Consider the following 17,332-nt stretch of genomic DNA (forward strand, 5'->3'; position numbering starts at 1 on the left):
CGAGCGGGATTCCCTCCGACGATGACGGAATCGACTGCCTCCGTCCCCGCAGAACACTGAAAAATACCCCCAGGGGTACCGCGCGTCCCGGTTCGGGGCGGCGGCGACATCAAGGAACACATCTGCCATGAACGCCCCCATCGCTCTCGACGCCGACCAGGCCCACGCCCGGCTGCACGAGCTCACCGTCATCGACGTCCGCACCCCCGGTGAGTACGTCTCCGGCCACCTGCCCGACTCGCTCAACATCCCCCTGGACCAGATCCGGCGCGCGCTGCCCGAGATCCGGCGTGCGACGGAGCGCGGCGACGTCCTCGTGGTGTGCGCTTCCGGCGCCCGTTCGGAAGGCGCCTGCGAACTCCTGGCCGAGCAGGGCATCCCGGCGGCCACCCTCTCCGGCGGCACCAGCGCGTGGGCCGCCGCAGGGCACGACCTGCAACGGCCCGTCGCCTGTGACACCCGCGCCAAGTGGAGCATGGAGCGCCAAGTGCGCTTCACGGCGGGGACGGTGGTGCTTCTGGGCCTGCTCCTCGGCCTGCTGGTGCACCCGGCCTTCCAGCTTCTCTCGGCGGGCATCGCGGGCGGCCTCGTCTTCTCCGCGCTCACCAACACCTGTGGCATGGCCGTCCTGTTGGCCAAGTTGCCGCACAACCGCCCCCGTGCGGCCGATCTCGCCGCGACACTCACCGCACTGCGCCACCGCTGACCGACGGCACGGGGCGGCCGGCGCTCGATGACCCGAGCCGCGGGCCCGCCCCGCCCGCACCTCGGGTACCGGAGACGGGCGATCGGCCGGGCATGCCATTCAGCGGCTTCCTTGCCCACACTTTCCTCGACGAATCAAGGGATTCGACGGCGCCTTGAGGAAATCATTTCCGCGACGGAAATTCCGAGGTCCACACCATTGCCCCTGTTGTCAAGTGTGAGTATCTGTACATGCCCAGTGCACTCAGCAGGGACCTTCAGCAGCAGATTCGGGGTGTTAACGTGACGGTGCGCGGGGGCCGGTACCACTCGCCGCCACGCATTCCGCCGCAGCCGCCGGATCAACGTCTGAGGTTCCCCGTTGAGAAACCGTCTCGTCGTCAAAGGTGCGCGCCAGCACAATCTCCGCGACGTTTCAGTGGAAATCCCCCGGGACTCTTTGACCGTGTTCACCGGCGTCTCGGGATCCGGGAAATCGAGCCTGGCATTCGACACGATTTTCGCCGAGGGGCAGCGACGCTACGTCGAGTCGTTGTCGGCCTACGCGCGCCAGTTCCTCGGGCAGCTCGACAAGCCTGATGTGGATTCCGTCGAGGGACTCTCCCCGGCCATCGCGATCGATCAGAAGTCGACCTCGCGCAACCCGCGCTCCACGGTGGGGACGATCACCGAGATCTACGACCACCTGCGTCTGCTCTACGCCCGCATCGGCCGCCCTCACTGCCCCGAATGCGGGGAGCCGGTCAGTCGGCAGACGCCGCAGCGCATCGTCGACCGGTTGCTCTCGGAGGAGCCGGGCACACGCTTCCAGGTCCTCGCTCCGGTCGTCCACGACCGCAAGGGCGAACACGCCGAGGTCTTCCGGCGGCTGAGTGCCGACGGGTTCAGCAGGGTCAGGGTGGACGGTGAGGTCCTCGGACTGGCCGCACCGCCCGCGCTCGACAAACGCAGGCGGCATTCCATCGACGTCGTCGTGGACCGGGTCTCCGTGCGGCCGGGCGTGCGCCGACGGCTGACCGATTCCGTGGAGGCCGCTCTGGGCCTGGGCGGCGGCGTCCTGCACGTGGAGTTCGTGGACCGCGACGGCGCCGACCGTGAGGTGGCGTTCTCGGAGAAGATGGCCTGCCCGCGCTCCCACGACATCGGCCTGGAATCGCTGGAGCCCCGGCTGTTCTCCTTCAACGCGCCCTGGGGCGCGTGCCCCGCCTGTACCGGCCTCGGCTTCCGCAGGGACGTAGACGTCTCGCTCGTCGTCCCCGACGACACCAGATCACTGGCCCAGGGCGCCATCGCCCCGTGGACGAACACCAGCGGCGCCGACTACTTCACCCGTCTCCTCGACGCCCTCGCCGCGGATGCCGGCTTCAGCACCGACACCCCTTGGCGCCGACTGCCCGCCTCCGTGCGAGAGCTCGTCCTGCACGGTTCCGGCCGACGCCTCCGCGTCACGCACCGCAACCGTCTGGGGCGCGAACGCTCCTACACCACCCGCTACGAAGGCGTCATCCCTCACATCGAGCGCCGCCACGCCGAGGGGAGGGAGACGGGCACCGGCCAGGACCGCTTCGCCGGCTACATGCGCGAGGTGCCCTGCCCGGCCTGCGGCGGCGGCCGGCTCGCCCCGGGGGTCCTGGCCGTCACCGTCGGCGGCCGGAACATCGCCGACGCCACCGCGCTGCCCCTCGACCGGCTCGCCGCCTTCGTCCAGGACCTGCGGCTGTCCGACGGCGAGCGCCGCATCGCCGAAGCCGTCCTGGCCGAGATCCGCGAACGCCTGCGATTCCTCCTGGACGTCGGGCTCGACTACCTCTCCCTGGACCGGCCCGCGGCGAGCCTGTCGGGCGGAGAGGCGCAGCGCATCCGGCTCGCCACCCAGATCGGAGCCGGGCTGACCGGGGTGCTCTACGTGCTCGACGAGCCCTCCATCGGGTTGCACCAGCGGGACAACCGGCGTCTCATCGAGAGCCTCCAACGGCTGCGCGACCGCGGCAACACCGTCATCGTCGTCGAGCACGACGAGGAGACCCTGAAGGTCGCCGACTGGGTGGTGGACATCGGTCCCGGAGCGGGCACCGAAGGAGGCCGCGTCGTCTGTTCGGGAACCGTGCGGGAACTGCGCGCGCACCCCGGCTCGGTCACCGGCGCCTACCTCTCCGGACGGCGCGCGATCCCCGTCCCCGAGCAGCGGCGGACGCCGGTGGACGGACACGCGCTGACCGTGCACGAAGCCTCCGAGCACAACCTCCGCGACGTCACCGTGGCCTTCCCCCTCGGCCTGTTCACCGCGGTCACCGGCGTCTCCGGCTCCGGCAAGTCCACTCTCGTCAACGACATCCTGCACACCGCCCTGGCCCAGCGGATCCACCGTGCCCACCGGGTCCCGGGACGGCACCGCACCATCACCGGCACCGACCGCATGGACAAGGTCGTCCAGGTCGACCAGTCGCCCATCGGCCGCAGCCCCCGTTCCAACCCCGCCACCTACACCGGTGTCTTCGACCATCTGCGCAAGCTGTTCGCCCAGACCCCCGAGGCGAAGGTGCGTGGCTACCGGCCCGGCCGGTTCTCCTTCAACATCAAGGGCGGCCGCTGCGAGCACTGCTACGGCGACGGCACCATCAAGGTGGAGATGAACTTCCTCCCGGACGTCTACGTCCCCTGCGAGGTCTGCCGGGGCGCGCAGTACAACCGGGAGACCCTCGACGTCCACTACAAGGGCCGCTCCATCGCCGACGTCCTCGCCATGACCGTCGCCGAGAGCCTGGACTTCTTCGGCGGCCACCAGATCATCTCCCGCCACCTGCGGACCCTGCACGACGTCGGGCTCGGCTACGTCAAGCTCGGGCAACCGGCCACCACCCTCTCCGGCGGCGAGGCACAACGCGTGAAACTCGCCGCGGAACTCCAGCGCCGCACGCGCGGACGCACCTTCTACATCCTGGACGAACCCACCACCGGTCTCCACACGGCCGATGTCGAACGGCTGCTGACGGCACTTCAGCGTCTGGTCGACGGCGGCAACACGGTCGTCGTCATCGAACACAACCTCGACGTCATCAAGACGGCCGACTGGATCGTCGACATGGGACCCGAGGGCGGCCACCGCGGAGGCCGGGTGATCGCCGAAGGCACTCCGGAACAGATCGCGCTCCACCCCGGGTCCCACACCGGACGCTTCCTCGGCGGCCTGCTGGGCCCCGTCGGGTGAAGATGACGCGGCGGGGCCGCCGTTCCCGTCATCTCAACGGGTGCGGGCTTCGGCGGCGGCCTTCAGTTCGCGCAGCCACGCTTCGAGCCCCTGGCGCAGGATCTCGGTCGCGGCGGGGACGTTCGCATCGACCTCGGGACCGGTGTGGGTCTCCTCGGTGCTCACGCGGACGCCGCCCCTGACCTCGGTGAAGTTCCATACGTGGATGCCGTCGATGCGCAGTCCCTCACCGACCGCGGGGCCGGTCCAGCGGATGCAGGAGCCGCGCCTGAGCTGCTCGACGGTCGAGGTGATCTCCAACTCGGTCGCCGGAGTCGCGGGGTTGGGCGGCACCGGGGTCGTCCACCGGAACGCCGAGCCCTTCCGGAACGGGCCGTGGTCGAGGCGTTCCACGGTCTGGACGGAGTCCTGCCAGGACGGCCAGCGCTCCACGTCCGTCTGCAGCTTCCAGATGGTGCGCAACGGCGCGTGGATCAGGGTCTCGGTCCGGTGGCGGACCCGCGCGCCGGGGTCGACGCCCTGCCCTCGGCAGGTGAGGGAGTCGCCGGAGTGGTGGGGGGTCGCCCCGGCCGGCGCGGCCGTGGCGCCGAGAAGACCGAAGGCCAGTGGGACGGTGAGCAGGGTGGCGCGGATGCCGGTGCCGCGGACGGTGGACATGGTGTTCCCCTTGTCGGTTGTTCGGCGGGCGTCGCCTGCCGTGCGACGGCACTTCGACAACAGCCCTTGGATGCCTGCGCGTTCGTTGGAAGTTATAGCCAGGCACGAACCAAAAGGTCAAGAGCTTTCGTGATAGCCTCTAACGAAAACTTGATGGCATAGCGAACGGATCTTCCCCGGATGCTCGCGGCGGACCGACCGGCTCGTGGCCGGTCGGGGGAACGGGCTCAGCGGCGTCGGGCCAGGGCGCGGCCGAGCGGCGTCAGCGCGTGCAGCACCATGCAGCCCCGCCGCGTACTGGTGATGAGCCCCGCCCGGCGCAGCACGGAGGCGTGCTTGCTCGCGGTGCCGATGGACACGCCCGTGCGGAGGGCGAGTTCACCCGTCGAGCAGGGCGGGTTCAGCGCCCGGAGGGCCGTGGCGCGCGTCCGCCCCAGCAGTTCGGCCAGGCCCTCGGGATCCCCGGGCGACGGGGGAGGTGGCCGACAGGGTGCACCAGCACGGGGGGAAGGTCCGGGTCGATGAGTGTCACCGGGGCCTTCGCGCAGAAGAACGAAGGGACCAGGGTGATGCCCCGGCCGCGCAGATGCAGGTCACGGTCGAGCGGGTAGTCGGCGGTCAGCGTCGGGGACGCCCAGCGGATGCACGGCGCCAGTCTGCGCAACAGCCGTTCGACACCGCCCTCCAGGACGTCCCGGCCGTTCTGTGCGCGGGCGAGGTGGAACGTCTCGCCGATCAGCGGCAGTTGTGGTGCGATCAGTTCGTGGAAGTACGTGGCCAGGGCCTCCTGAAGGTCCTGCCGGGCGGAGTGGTCGCCCTCGGCGAGGCGGCGGACCCACGGGGGCGGGGTGCGCGGGCCGAACTGCGCGGCGAGTTCGCAGCGGAGCCGGGCGGCCGGGGTGGCGCGGATGGACGAAGGGCCGCGGTCCGGACCGGGACCGCGGCTTCGACAAGGGGGAAGCTACCGGGGGCGCGACCGCCCGCAACTGCTACGACGCCGACGGCTTGAACAGCGGCGGGCACCAGCGGGCGGGCACGTACGCCGACTACGACTGCACCCCGTACAACTCCGTCCGTCTCGTCAAGTGACGGCAGCGCCGGTTCCGGGCGCGGGCGTGCGGTCGGCGCGCCCGGAACCGGCGTGCGGGGCGGGTCAGCGGTAGGCGGCCTGGCCGGTGAGGGCCTGACCGATGACCAGGGTGTGGATCTCGCTGGTGCCCTCGTAGGTGAGCACCGACTCCAGGTTGTTGGCGTGGCGCAGCGGCGAGTACTCCAGGGAGATGCCGTTGGCGCCGAGGACGGTCCGGCATTCGCGGGCGATGGCGAGGGCCTCGCGCACGTTGTTCAGCTTGCCCACGCTGATCTGTTCGGGGCGGATGCGGTCCTGGTCCTTCAGGCGGCCCAGGTGCAGGGCGAGGAGGGCGGCGTTGCCCAGGGAGACGCTCATGTCGGCGAGCTTCTTCTGGGTGAGCTGGAAGCCGCTGATGGGCCGGTCGAACTGCACGCGCGCGTCGGCGTAGTCGAGGGCCGTCCGGAGGCTGTCGCGGGCGGCGCCGACGGCACCGAAGAGGATGCCGAAGCGGGCCTCGTCGAGGCAGGACAGCGGTCCGCGCAGGCCCTGGGCGAGGGGGAGACGGGCGGAATCGGGCAGCCGGACATTGTCGAAGTACAGCTCGGAGGTGATGGAGGCGCGCAGGGACATCTTCTGCTTGATGTCCTGGGTGGTGAAGCCGGGGGTGCCGCGGGGGACGAGGAAGCCCCGGACGCCGTCCTCGGTCTGCGCCCAGACGGTGGCGACGTCGGCGATGCCGCCGTTGGTGATCCACATCTTGGAGCCGTCGAGGATCCAGTCGCCGCCGTCCCGGACGGCCTTGGTCCGCATGGCGGCGGGGTTGCTGCCGAAGTCGGGTTCGGTCAGCCCGAAGCAGCCGATCGCCTCACCGGCGGCGAGCCGGGGCAGCCATTCCCGCTTCTGGTCCTCCGAACCCCACTTCCAGATGGAGTACATGGACAGCGAGCCCTGCACCGAGACGAAGCTGCGGAAGCCGGAGTCGGCGGCTTCGAGCTCCAGGCAGGCCAGGCCGTAACTGACGGCGTTGGTGCCCGCGCAGCCGTAGCCGTCGAGGTGCATGCCCAGCACGCCGAGCTTGCCGAGTTCGGGAGCGAGTTCGCGGGCGAAGTGCGCGTTCTCGAACCATTCGGCGATGTGCGGGCGGACCCGGTCGGCGAGGAACCTGGCGACGGTGGACTGGATCTCGCGTTCCTCCTCGGTGAGGGCGGAGGAGAAGTCGAGCAGGTCGAGGGGGTCCTTCATCGGCTTGGTGGCGCTCATCGTGTGCTCCTTGGGTGGGTGGGGTCGGGGGTGTCCAGCCAGTCGGTGATCTCGCCGGTGTGCTCGCCCAGCCGGGGCGGGCGGCGGTCGTGGCGGGGCGGGGTGCGGGACAGGGAGATCGGGTTGGCGACGAGGTCCATGGGGGCGCCGTCGTCGCCGGTGACCGTGGCCCGGGGCGCGAGCCCGAGGCGTTCGGCGAGGTCGAAGGCCTGGGCGAGGTCGTTGACGGGGCCGCAGGGCACGCCCAGGGGCGTGAGGTGTTCGAACCATTCGGCCGCGGTGCGGGCGGCGAGCAACTCGCCGAGTTCCCGGGTCAGTTGGTCGATGTGGGCGACGCGGTCGGGGTTGGTGGCGAAGCGGGGGTCGTCGGCGAGGTGCGGGGCGCCGAGACCCTGGCACAGGGCCGCGAACTGGCGGTCGTTGCCGACGGCGACGACGAGCGGCCCGTCCTTGGTCGGGTAGACCTCGTAGGGCGCGATGGACGGGTGCCGGTTGCCCAGGATGCCGGGCACCTGCCCCGCGAGGGTGTATCCGGCGGACTGGTTGACCAGGCTCGACAGCAGGGTGGAGAGCAGGTCGACCTCGACGTGCTGCCCCTGGCCGGTCGCGTCGCGGTGGCGCAGCGCGGCGAGCACGCCGGTCGTGGCGTGCAGCCCGGTGAGCACGTCGACGAGTGCGACGCCGGTCTTCACCGGCTGCCCGGGGGCGGGGCCGGTGACGCTCATCAGTCCGCCGACGGCCTGGATCAGCAGGTCGTACCCGGGCAGGGCGGCGCCGGGCCCGGCGCCGAAGCCGGTGATCGAGCAGTAGACGATGCCGGGGTTGGATGCCCGGACCCGGTCGTAGCCGAGCCCGTGCTTCTGCATCGTTCCGGGCCGGAAGTTCTCGAACAGCACGTCGGCGCGGCGCGCGAGTTCGGCGGCGCGGCGCCGGTCGGTCGCGTCGCGCAGGTCGAGCGCGACCGAGCGCTTGTTGCGGTTGACGGACAGGAAGTAGGTGGCCTGGCCGTGGGCGTGGGGCGGGCCCCACGCCCGGGTGTCGTCGCCGGCGGCGGGGTGCTCGACCTTGACGACGTCGGCGCCGAGGTCGGCGAGGAGCATGGTGGCGTAGGGGGCGGCGAGGACGCGGCCGAAGTCGGCCACGAGGACGCCGCTCAGCGGCAGCCCGGAGGGGGTGGTCACGGTGTCGGCCCTCCGGAGCTTCGCAGGTACACGGTCGTGGTGCGGGTGAAGAACTCGCGTGCCGCGCGGCCCTGTTCCTTGGGTCCGTACGCGCTCTGCTTCGCGCCGCCGAACGGGACGTGCGGATCGGCGCCGGCCGTCTCGGAGTTGATGTGCAGGATGCCGACGTCGATCCGCTGCACGGCGGCGGTCACGGCGCGCAGGTCGTCGGTGAAGACGGCGGCCGACAGGCCGAAGTCGCTGTCGTCGGCCAGGGCGAGCGCTTCGGCGGTGTCGCGGGCGCGGCGCACGGCGAGGACGGGGCCGAACAGTTCCTCGCGCCACAGCGGGTCGTCCCCGGCCAGTTCGACGACGGTGGGCGGGAGGAACGCTCCGGTCGTGCGGTCGTCGTCGTACGGACGGCCGCCGGTGAGGACGTCGACGCCGGGGCGTGCGGCGGCCTCGCTCACGGCCCGCTGGATCCCGTCCCTGGCCCGCAGGGAGATCACCGGGCCCATCCCGGTGTCCGGGTCGAGGGGGTCGCCGACCCGCAGGGCGGCGGCCCGCTCGGTGAGCCGGGCGAGAAAGGCGTCGGCGACGGGCTCCGCGACGACGAGCCGGGAGGTGGCGGTGCACTTCTGGCCGGTGGAACGGAAGGCCCCGGCGAGCACCTCGGTCGCGGCCAGGTCGAGGTCGGCGTCGGCGAGGACGACCGCCGCGTTCTTGCCGCCCATCTCGGTCTGCACGGGCCGGGCCAGCCGGCCGCAGGCGGCGATCAGGTCCCGGCCGACCGATGTCGATCCGGTGAACGTCACCGCGTCCACCCCGGGGTGCTCGACGAGTCGGCCCCCCAGGTCCCCGTCGCCGATGAGCAGCGACAGCACGCCCTCCGGCAGCCCGGCCTCGACCAGGGCCTCGGCCAGCCGCACCGCGAGCAGCGGAACGGTGCTCGCGGGCTTCCACACGACGGTGTTGCCGTAGCCGAGAGCGGGGGCGATCTTCCAGGCCGGGATCGCGATGGGGAAGTTGAACGGGGTGACGGCCGCGACCACTCCGACCGGGCGGTGGATCACCTGGATCTGCTCGCCGGGCCGGGGCGAGGCGAACACCTCGCCCACGGGACGCGAGGCCTCGCTCGCGTAGTAGCGGAGGATCTCGGCGGCGCGACGCACCTCGCCGATCCCCTCGGCCCGGGTCTTGCCCTCCTCCCAGGACAGTTCCTCGCCCCACCGCTCGGCGTGCGCGTCGATGACGTCGGCGGCCCGGTCGAGGATCCGGCCGCGTACGTGGTGCGGGGTGGCCGCCCAGCGGGGGAAGGCGTCGCGGGCGGCGGCGACGGCCTCGTCGAGGTCGTGCTCGCGGGCGAGCCGCCCGGTCGCCACCGTCTCGTGGGGGCGTGCCGGGCTGGTGTCGACGAGTTCGTCGCCGTCGCCGGGCCGCCACCGCCCCGCGACCAGGTGACGCAGGGTCCGGGCCGGCCTCGGGACTCCGCCCGCCGCCACGCTGCTGCCTGCACTGTGCCGCATCGGCCTTCCTCTCGTGACTCCGTACGCGTCCATGACTCCCGTGCGCACCCGTGGGCGCGTCCGCGGTCGGCCCACGGGCTCGTGTCCCCGGGGCCGTGCGCGCCGTCCGTCGGGGCCCCGGGCGGTGAGGACGATTCTGGGGACCGCGTGGGCGCCACCGCACTGGACGGGATGTCCCGTACCCGAGGGCTCCGGCACGCCGTTTCGTCCATGGCCGCGGTCGCCGGGGCGGTGTTTGGCTCGGTGCCCCCATCCCCGCAGTCCCTCGGAGGACCTTCCATGCCCCGTGCTTCCCGACCGGTCGGCGGTCCCGGTCTCACGCAGGTACGACGGATCACCGGCGAGATCCCCGGCCCGCGCTCGCGCGAGCTGCTGGCCCGTCAGCGCACCCTGGTCCCGGCCGGGGTCGGCTCGACGCTGCCCGTCTTCGTGGAGGCCGCCGGAGGCGGAGTGATCGTCGACGCGGACGGCAACTCCTTCATCGACTTCGGCAGCGGCATCGCCGTCACGACGGTGGGCAGCTCCGCCCCGGCCGTGGCGGAACGCGCCGCCGCCCAGCTGCGCCGCTTCACCCACACCTGTTTCCTCGTCAACCCGTACGAGTCGTACCTCGACGTGTGCGCGAAGCTCAACGAGTACGCGCCCGTGCCCGGTGAGAAGCGCACCCTCCTGGTGAACTCCGGTGCCGAGGCCGTGGAGAACGCCGTCAAGATCGCGCGGGCGGCCACCGGACGGCCCGGCGTCGTCGTCTTCGACCACGCATTCCACGGGCGCACGCTGCTCACCATGAGCCTCACCGCCAAGAACAAGCCCTACAAGCAGGGTTTCGGTCCCTTCGCGCCCGAGGTCCACCGCGCCCCGATGGCGTACCCGTACCGCTGGCCCTCCGGCCCGGCCGGCTGTGCCGAGGAGGCCGCAGACGCCCTGGAGGACCTGCTGGACCGGCAGGTGGGAGCGGACAACGCGGCCGCGGTCCTCGTCGAGCCGATCCAGGGCGAGGGCGGGTTCATCGTGCCGGCGCCCGGGTTCCTCCCCCGGGTCGCCGAGATCTGCCGGGCTCGCGGCATCCTGCTGATCGCCGACGAGGTCCAGAGCGGCATCGCCCGCACCGGGCGCATGTTCGCCTGCGAGCACGAGGGCGTCCGGCCCGATCTGATCACCACCGCGAAGGGCCTCGCGGGTGGTCTGCCGCTGGGCGCGGTGACCGGCCGGGCGGAGCTGATGGACGCGGTGCCGGCCGGCGGGCTGGGCGGCACCTTCAGCGGCAATCCGGTGGCCTGCGAGGCCGCGCTCGGGGTCTTCGCCGAGATCGAGGCCCATGACCTGCTGGAACGGGCGCTCGCGATCGGTGACACCATGCTCGGGCGGCTCGACGCGCTGCGTGACGCGCACCCGGTGATCGGGGATGTGCGCGGCCGGGGCGCGATGGCCGCGATCGAGCTGGTGGAACCGTTCGGCGACCGGCTCCCGGCGCCCGATCTCGCCGCCCGGATCGCCCGGCGCTGCCACGCGGAGGGGCTGATGGTGCTGACCGCGGGCAGCTACGGCAACGTGCTGCGGTTCCTGCCGCCGCTGTCGATCCCCGACGACCTGCTGGTGGAAGGGCTGTCCCTGCTCGGCGAGGCCGTCGCCGCGGAGGCCGCGTCCGTCGTGTGACCGGCTTCCTGCCGCGGTCTCTCCGCCGGGCGGGCCCGCCCCGCCCGGCGCCGTCGTCGGCCGGGGAGGCCGGCTCCTGCCGAGGGCTGTCCCGTCATCCGTGACGGATCGGCGCGCGGCGTCGGACGTGGTGCGGCGCAAGACGGAGGGGCGCCCGCACACCGGATGCATGCGGGCGTTCCGACAACACGGCGAGGTGCCGCGGCCGTCGTCGGGCGCCCGCCGGGGACGACGGACGGCCCTCAGACCGACAGCGCCAGCAGGAGCTCGGCCCGGACGTGGGCCGCGTCGAGGTCGACGCCGAGGAGGCTCCGGATCCGTTCCAGGCGTCCGCGCAGGGTGTGCCGGTGCACGCCCAGGACCGCGGCGGCCCCCTCCCACTGCCCGTTGTGTTCGAGGAACACCCTCAGCGAGGCGACCAGTTCGGTGCCGCGCCGGGCGTCGTGGGCGGCGAGCGGGCCGAGCCGGGCCTCGGCGAGTGCCTGGAGCGCCGCTCTCGTCCCGGGGTCGGCGATCAGCGTCCGTCCGGCCAGCGACTCGAAGGCGACGAGATCGGGGCGGCCTCGCGCCCACGCCGCCGACGCCGCGTTCATGGCCTCGCGCAACGCCGCCGGGCCGTCCCCCGGATCGTGTACGTCGCTCAGCCCGGCGCAGGCGCGCGAGCGCGGCCGGGAGGGCGCACCGTCCGCGAGGGCGCGCGCCGTCTCGGTATGGGCGCCGGGCAGCAGCACCACCGCGCACCCCTCGTGCACGGCGCCGAACAGGGGCAGGCCGCGCCGGGCCAGCTCCTCCCCCGCCCACTTCAGGTCGCGCCGCGGGTCCCCGCCCCGCAGCGCCAGGACGCGGACGCCGTCCCGGAGCGGGAAGCCCGACTCGGTGAGGTGGTCGGCGCAGGCCGTCGCGGGAACCGTGCCGTCCAGCAGCATCCGCAGGAACATGCTGTTCACGCGGCTCTGTTCGTCCCGCAGCCGCAGAGGCTTCTCCGCCTCCAGGGCGATCAGCGACGCGGCGTGCCCGAGGAGCAGGTGGTCGACCGTCGTGAGGGGCCGCCGCGCGGTCAGGACCAGGCGCCCGTGCACCCGGGGCCCCACGCGTACCTGCTGCACCGCCACCACCCCGTCGGGGCCGGTGCTCACCGCCGCCGCCGCCTGGTCCGCCGGGCACGCTCCGGCGAGGCCCCAGGGTTCCGGTGCGCTCGCACCGGGCGGGTGGGAGGCCCGTGCGGCGCCGTCGTGGTCCAGGAAGAGGACGGACGTCGTGGTGGAGACGGCCAGCTCCCGCACGACGGCCTGGGCGCCGCCGTGCAGTGCGGCCCGGGTCATCCGGGGCTGGATCCGGGATGCCTGGACCACGCCCTCGTACTGCTGCTCGGCGATCCGCTCCATGACCGCCTTGGTGACCGCCGCGAAGGGTGTGGGCAGGGGCACTTCGAGCAGGGGCAGCCCGGCCTCCTCCGCGGCCTCGACGAGGGCGTCGGGCACTCGCGCGTGCGACAGGCCGATGCCGAAACCGACGGCGGCCACCCCGGCGTTCGCCAGCTGCCGGGTGTAGTGCCCGCGGGCCTCGGCCGAGTCCGGGAGCCGCAGTCCGGTGGTGAGCACGAGTTCTCCGCCACCGAGCCACGGCACGGGGTCGGCGAGCTCGATGCTGTGCGCCCACTCGACCTCGCGGTCCAGGTCGTCGTGTCCGGCCAGCACCTTCAGGCGCAGTTCCTGGCGCCGCAGCAGCCAGGCGAGGGGTACGCCCACGCTGTTCGTCTCCGTTCGGTCGGTCGTCCGGTGGTGCGAGGCCGCGAGCGCCCGCGTCGAACCGCCTCCGGCCGGACGAGGGCGGTACGACGACACGGCCCGGGCCGGTCTCCGCGAGGTCAGAGGTAGCACATCGCGCAGACCGGCCGTCACCGGCCCGCCTGACCGGGCCGTGCCCCGTCGGCGCTCCGGGGAGAGCGCCGACGGGGTGTTCCGGGCGGGGAGGCGCCCGGGGTGTGGGGGCGGATCAGGCCCAGTGGGCGAGCGCGCGGTCCCGCAGGGTGCGGCGGAACTGGTCGGTCGTCTCCCGGAGCAGTTCGCCGGTGCCCCAGTCCACGATGACTCCGTAGCGGCGGATCATGTCGAGCATGTCCACCTCACCGGCGCGGTAGCGCTCGGCGAGTTCCTCGGGGTCCTGGGCGAGCCAGCCGGCGCGGGCGGCGGCGATCTCGGCGCGCAGGGCGGCGGTGGCCTCCTGGTCGAGTTCGTACTCGTCGAGCTCCGGGCGTACCGGCCGGATCACCACGCCGTAGTCCTTGGCCGCGCGTTCGAGGGAGACGTAGCCGTCGATGACGTCCTCGACGACGAGGCGGGGGTCGCGTTCGAGCGGGTCGCCGTATCCTCCGCCACCGGCCGAGGGGCGGGTGAAGGTGTCGCCGGACTCGACGGTGACGTTGGAGAAGACGCTGCCGAGGAAGCGTTCCTCCTCGGTGCCCTTGTTGAGCCAGACGCCGTGCGGGACGGACGGCAGACCGCCCTCGATGCCCCAGGTGATGGAGCGGGCGCGGTCGCAGCAGTACGACATGACGGTCTTCTCGGCGTCGGTGAGCAGGCCGCCCTTGTCCACGCCGCAGCCGCCGCGGTACTTCCCCGGGCCGCCGGAGTCGGTGGTGATGCCGTGCGTGGTGGTCAGCACGGGGGACAGGCGTTCCTGGCCTTCCAGCGGCTGCACCGCGAGGCCCGGTCCGAACACCGGGGACGTGGCGTTGGAGCCGTCCTTCGTGCGGCGGCCGCCCCAGCCGCCGGCCATCCAGTCGTACCACATGAAGTACGGCCGCTCCTCGGTCCGGCCGTCGCGCCCGCCGACGAGGAGGTATTCGAGGTTGAACGAGCAGGCCATGGCCCGCTCGGGCAGGATCCGCGACCAGATCTCGATGATCGCGTTCATCAGCTTCTCGTAGGCTCCCGAACAGAATCCGGTGACCGCGATCGGCCACCCGGCGTTCACGACCGTCCCCTCGGGGCCGAGGTCGCCGAGCACCACGCGGTAGAAGCCGGAGTTCAGCGGCACGTCGGGGAAGAAGGTCTTGGTGCCCGCGTAGAGCGCCGAATACGTGGCGCCGTAGCCGCTGTTGAGGAAGGTCGCGACGGCGGGGGCGCTGCCGGACAGGTCGTAGCTGACCGTGCCGCCCTCGATCGTCATCCTCACCCGGATCGGTACGAGGGCCTCGTCGGCGCCGGGGTCGGCGTCGAGGTGGTCGACGGCCTCCCAGGTCCCGTCGGGCAGTTCGCTCACCTTGCCGCGCACCAGGTCCTCGACGTAGTCCTGGACCTCGGCCATCGCCGCGACGACGGTGTCCCGGCCGTAGCGGTCGACGAGGCGCAGGAGCTCGCGCTCGCACACCGCGGTCGCCTCGGACTGCGCGTGCAGGTCGCCGAGGCCGACGAACGGGGAGCGGGTGTTCTGCACGATCAGCTGGGCGACGTCGTGGCGGAAGTCGCCGCGGTCCCAGATCTTGAGCGGCGGGATGCGCAGGCCCTCGCCGAAGTGCTCCGTCGCGGTGACGTCGAACGAGCCGGGGACGGTGCCGCCGACATCGGCCCAGTGGCCCTTGTTCTGGGCGAAGCCGATGATCTCGTCGCCGGCGAAGACGGGCCGGATGAAGCTGATGTCGTTGAAGTGGGTGCCGCCGCGGTAGGGGTCGTTGATGGCGAAGACGTCGCCGGGGTGGATGTCCTCGCCGAAGTACTCGATGACCGCCTTGCACTGGAAGTGCAGGGTGCCGACGTGCACGGCGATGTCCTGGCTGCCCTGCATGACGGTGTTGCCCCGTGCGTCGCACAGCGCGGAGGAGAAGTCCCGGCAGTAGATGACGAAGGAGTAGCAGGTCCGCAGGATCTGCTCGCTCATCAGGTCGACCGAGGTGGTGAAGGCGTTCTTCAGGACCTCGAAGGTGACCGGGTCGAGCGTCCGCTCGCGCGGGGGGTGCTCGGGGGTGCTCACGTCAGGCCTCCTGGAGGTGGATGCGGATGTTGAGCCAGGCGTCGATCTCGGCCTCGGCGCGGGGCGGGACGACGACGGTGGAGTCCAGTTGCTCGACGATCACGGGGCCCTGGAGGCGGGTACCGGCCGGGAGGTCGTCGCGGCGGTGGATGCCGGTCTCGGCCCAGCCGGTGCCTGGGAACCAGACCTGCCGGGTGGACGCCGGTTCGGGGGCCGGGCCCTCGACGGGGTCGTGGGGGGCGAACGCGGGCTTCGGCGTGACCCCGGTCGCCCGCAGGCCGAGCTGGTAGATCTCGACCGGGGTGTCGTCCCGGCGGAACGCGAACTCGCGCTCGTGCTCCTCGTGGAAGCGCTCCACCGCCTCGGCGAGGGCGCCGGGCCCCGTGCCGCAGGGCACGACGAGCGAGCGCCACTGGCCCTGGTAGCGCATCGAGGCGTTGCGCTCCAGCACCGCGTGCTCGGGCGCGACGCCTTCGTGGGCGAGGCGCTGCGACGCCTCCCGTTCCAGTTCCTGGAAGGCGCGTTCGAACTCCTCGGTGTCGGCCTGGTGCGCCAGGCAGGAGAACATCGCGGACAGGTCGTGCCGGATGTCGACGAGCAGGCAGCCGAGCGCGGAGGTGACGCCCGGGTTCGGCGGGACGATCACGGTCGGGATGCTGAGCTCGCGGGCGACCTCGGCACCGTGCAGGGCGCCCGCGCCGCCGAACGCGACGAGCGCGAAGTCGCGGGGGTCCAGGCCCCGCCGGATCGAGACCAGCCGGACCGCGTCGGCCATGTTGGCGTTGGCGACCTCGACGATCGCCCCGGCCGCCTCGGCGAGCGGGAGCCCCAGCGGTTCGGCGATCTTCGCGACGGCCTTCTCCGCCAGTTCGGGCCGCAGCGACTTGGCGCCTCCCGCGAGGCTGGTGCCGAGCCTGCCCAGGACGAGGTTGGCGTCGGTGTTGGTGGCCTCCTCGCCGCCCGTGGCGTAGCAGGCGGGGCCCGGGGTCGCGCCGGCCGACTGCGGGCCGTTGCGCAGCGAGTCCGCCTCGTCGATCCAGGCCAGGGAGCCGCCCCCGGCACCGATGGTGAGCACCTCGATGCTGGGGAAGATGATCGGGTAGCCGTACTCGACGGACCACTCCTTGGTGGTGCGCAACTCCCCCTCGTGCACCAGGCAGATGTCGGTGCTGGTGCCGCCCATGTCCAGCCCGATCGCGTTCGGGTGGCCGCACTGCGCGGCGACGTGCCGGGCGGCGATGGCACCGGCCGCGATGCCCGAGGCCGCCAGGCGCACGGGGAACCGGCCCACCATCCGCGGGGTCATCGAGCCGCCGCCCGAGTGCAGCAGGAGCAGGTCGCCCTCGTAGCCGCCCCGGCGCAGGTGGTCGGCCAGCCGGTCGACGTAGCCGGTGACCAGCGGGGCGAGCACGGCGTTCGCGACGGTGGTGTTGAACCGCTTGTACTCGAAGATCTCCGGCAGGACCGCCGCCGAGGTGGACACGCTCGCCCCGGGCAGCTCCTCGGCGAGGATCTGCGCCATCCGCAGTTCGTGGGCGCTGTTGGCGTAGGAGTTGACGAAGCACACCGCGACCGTGGTCACGCCGCGCCGGGCCAGCAACCGGGCCAGCCCGCGGGCCTCCTCCTCGTCGAGCGGGGTGACGACGCGGCCCTCGGCATCGATCCGCTCGGCCACCTCGAAGCGGTCGCGGCGCCGGATATAGGGGCGCGCGATGTCGGAGTAGGCGTCCCAGAGGTCGTCCTTGGTGCCGTCCCGGATCTCCAGCACGTCCCGGAAGCCCCGCGTCGTCACCATCGCGGCCGCCGGGAAGCGGCGGGTGATCAGCGCGTTGGTCGCGACGGTCGTCCCGTGCGAGAAGAGGCCGACGTCCGCGAGGTCGATCCCGGCCCGCTCGACCCCGGCGACGACCGCGCGCATCGGGTCCGCGGGTGTGGACGGCACCTTGGTCACGCGGGTCGCGTGCGCCTGCTCGTCGAAGACGCATACATCGGTGAACGTGCCGCCGACATCGACGGCCACACGAAGTTTTGGCTGTGGCACAAGTGCTCCTGAGGTGGTGGGCGCCGCGATTGCGGAGTGGAGAACAGGATGGGGAACCATCGGCGCCCAGTCGAT

Annotated in this window: 12 protein-coding genes; 3 read left to right on the top strand and 9 right to left on the bottom strand. The window is 72.4% G+C overall.

The window, feature by feature from the left end:
• Nucleotides 1-127: 127 nt before the first annotated feature.
• Together AB0E67_RS11550 and uvrA are read left to right on the top strand one after the other, a co-directional pair.
• Complete coding sequence (locus AB0E67_RS11550) at nt 128-706, top strand: rhodanese-like domain-containing protein (protein WP_362024208.1); 579 nt, start codon at nt 128-130, stop codon at nt 704-706.
• A gap of 360 nt (nt 707-1,066) precedes the next feature.
• Complete coding sequence (gene uvrA / locus AB0E67_RS11555; protein ID WP_362024211.1) at nt 1,067-3,913, top strand: excinuclease ABC subunit UvrA; 2,847 nt, start codon at nt 1,067-1,069, stop codon at nt 3,911-3,913.
• Nucleotides 3,914-3,946: 33 nt separating this feature from the next.
• Here uvrA and AB0E67_RS11560 read toward each other — a convergent pair whose 3' ends face one another.
• From AB0E67_RS11560 to AB0E67_RS11585, 6 genes are all read right to left on the bottom strand, one after another.
• Nucleotides 3,947-4,570, bottom strand: coding sequence for an SRPBCC family protein (locus AB0E67_RS11560; protein WP_362024214.1), 624 nt, complete (start codon nt 4,568-4,570; stop codon nt 3,947-3,949).
• A gap of 227 nt (nt 4,571-4,797) precedes the next feature.
• Nucleotides 4,798-4,929, bottom strand: coding sequence for a hypothetical protein (locus AB0E67_RS11565; protein WP_362024217.1), 132 nt, complete (start codon nt 4,927-4,929; stop codon nt 4,798-4,800).
• A gap of 41 nt (nt 4,930-4,970) precedes the next feature.
• The gene (locus AB0E67_RS11570; RefSeq protein ID WP_362024220.1) at nt 4,971-5,234 is read right to left on the bottom strand and encodes a hypothetical protein; all 264 of its coding nucleotides are present in this window, start codon (nt 5,232-5,234) and stop codon (nt 4,971-4,973) included.
• Nucleotides 5,235-5,723: 489 nt separating this feature from the next.
• Entirely contained in the window at nt 5,724-6,902 is a 1,179-nt protein-coding gene (locus AB0E67_RS11575; protein WP_362024223.1) for an acyl-CoA dehydrogenase family protein, read from the bottom strand.
• Nucleotides 6,899-8,083: a CoA transferase gene (locus tag AB0E67_RS11580; protein ID WP_362024225.1), complete on the bottom strand. Its 1,185-nt coding sequence runs from the start codon at nt 8,081-8,083 to the stop codon at nt 6,899-6,901. The genes AB0E67_RS11575 and AB0E67_RS11580 overlap by 4 nt, the downstream gene beginning before the upstream one ends.
• Nucleotides 8,080-9,588 (bottom strand): aldehyde dehydrogenase family protein, encoded by a 1,509-nt coding sequence (locus AB0E67_RS11585; RefSeq protein WP_362024228.1) that lies wholly within the window; start codon nt 9,586-9,588, stop codon nt 8,080-8,082. The genes AB0E67_RS11580 and AB0E67_RS11585 overlap by 4 nt, the downstream gene beginning before the upstream one ends.
• 279 nt (nt 9,589-9,867) lie before the next feature.
• Between AB0E67_RS11585 and gabT the strand changes: the two genes are divergently transcribed.
• Nucleotides 9,868-11,244, top strand: coding sequence for a 4-aminobutyrate--2-oxoglutarate transaminase (gabT, locus tag AB0E67_RS11590; RefSeq protein ID WP_362024231.1), 1,377 nt, complete (start codon nt 9,868-9,870; stop codon nt 11,242-11,244).
• Nucleotides 11,245-11,486: 242 nt separating this feature from the next.
• Here the strand turns inward: gabT and AB0E67_RS11595 are convergent, their stop codons facing one another.
• The 3 genes from AB0E67_RS11595 to AB0E67_RS11605 form a co-directional block, all read right to left on the bottom strand.
• The gene (locus tag AB0E67_RS11595) at nt 11,487-12,992 is read right to left on the bottom strand and encodes a PucR family transcriptional regulator (protein ID WP_362024234.1); all 1,506 of its coding nucleotides are present in this window, start codon (nt 12,990-12,992) and stop codon (nt 11,487-11,489) included.
• Nucleotides 12,993-13,239: 247 nt separating this feature from the next.
• A complete protein-coding gene (locus AB0E67_RS11600) occupies nt 13,240-15,216 on the bottom strand; it encodes a hydantoinase B/oxoprolinase family protein (protein ID WP_362024237.1) in 1,977 nt (658 codons plus the stop codon).
• A gap of 1 nt (nt 15,217) precedes the next feature.
• A complete protein-coding gene (locus AB0E67_RS11605; RefSeq protein WP_362024239.1) occupies nt 15,218-17,257 on the bottom strand; it encodes a hydantoinase/oxoprolinase family protein in 2,040 nt (679 codons plus the stop codon).
• Nucleotides 17,258-17,332: the final 75 nt, after the last annotated feature.

Source organism: Streptomyces sp. NPDC032161 (genome assembly GCF_040636995.1).
Lineage (GTDB): Bacteria > Actinomycetota > Actinomycetes > Streptomycetales > Streptomycetaceae > Streptomyces.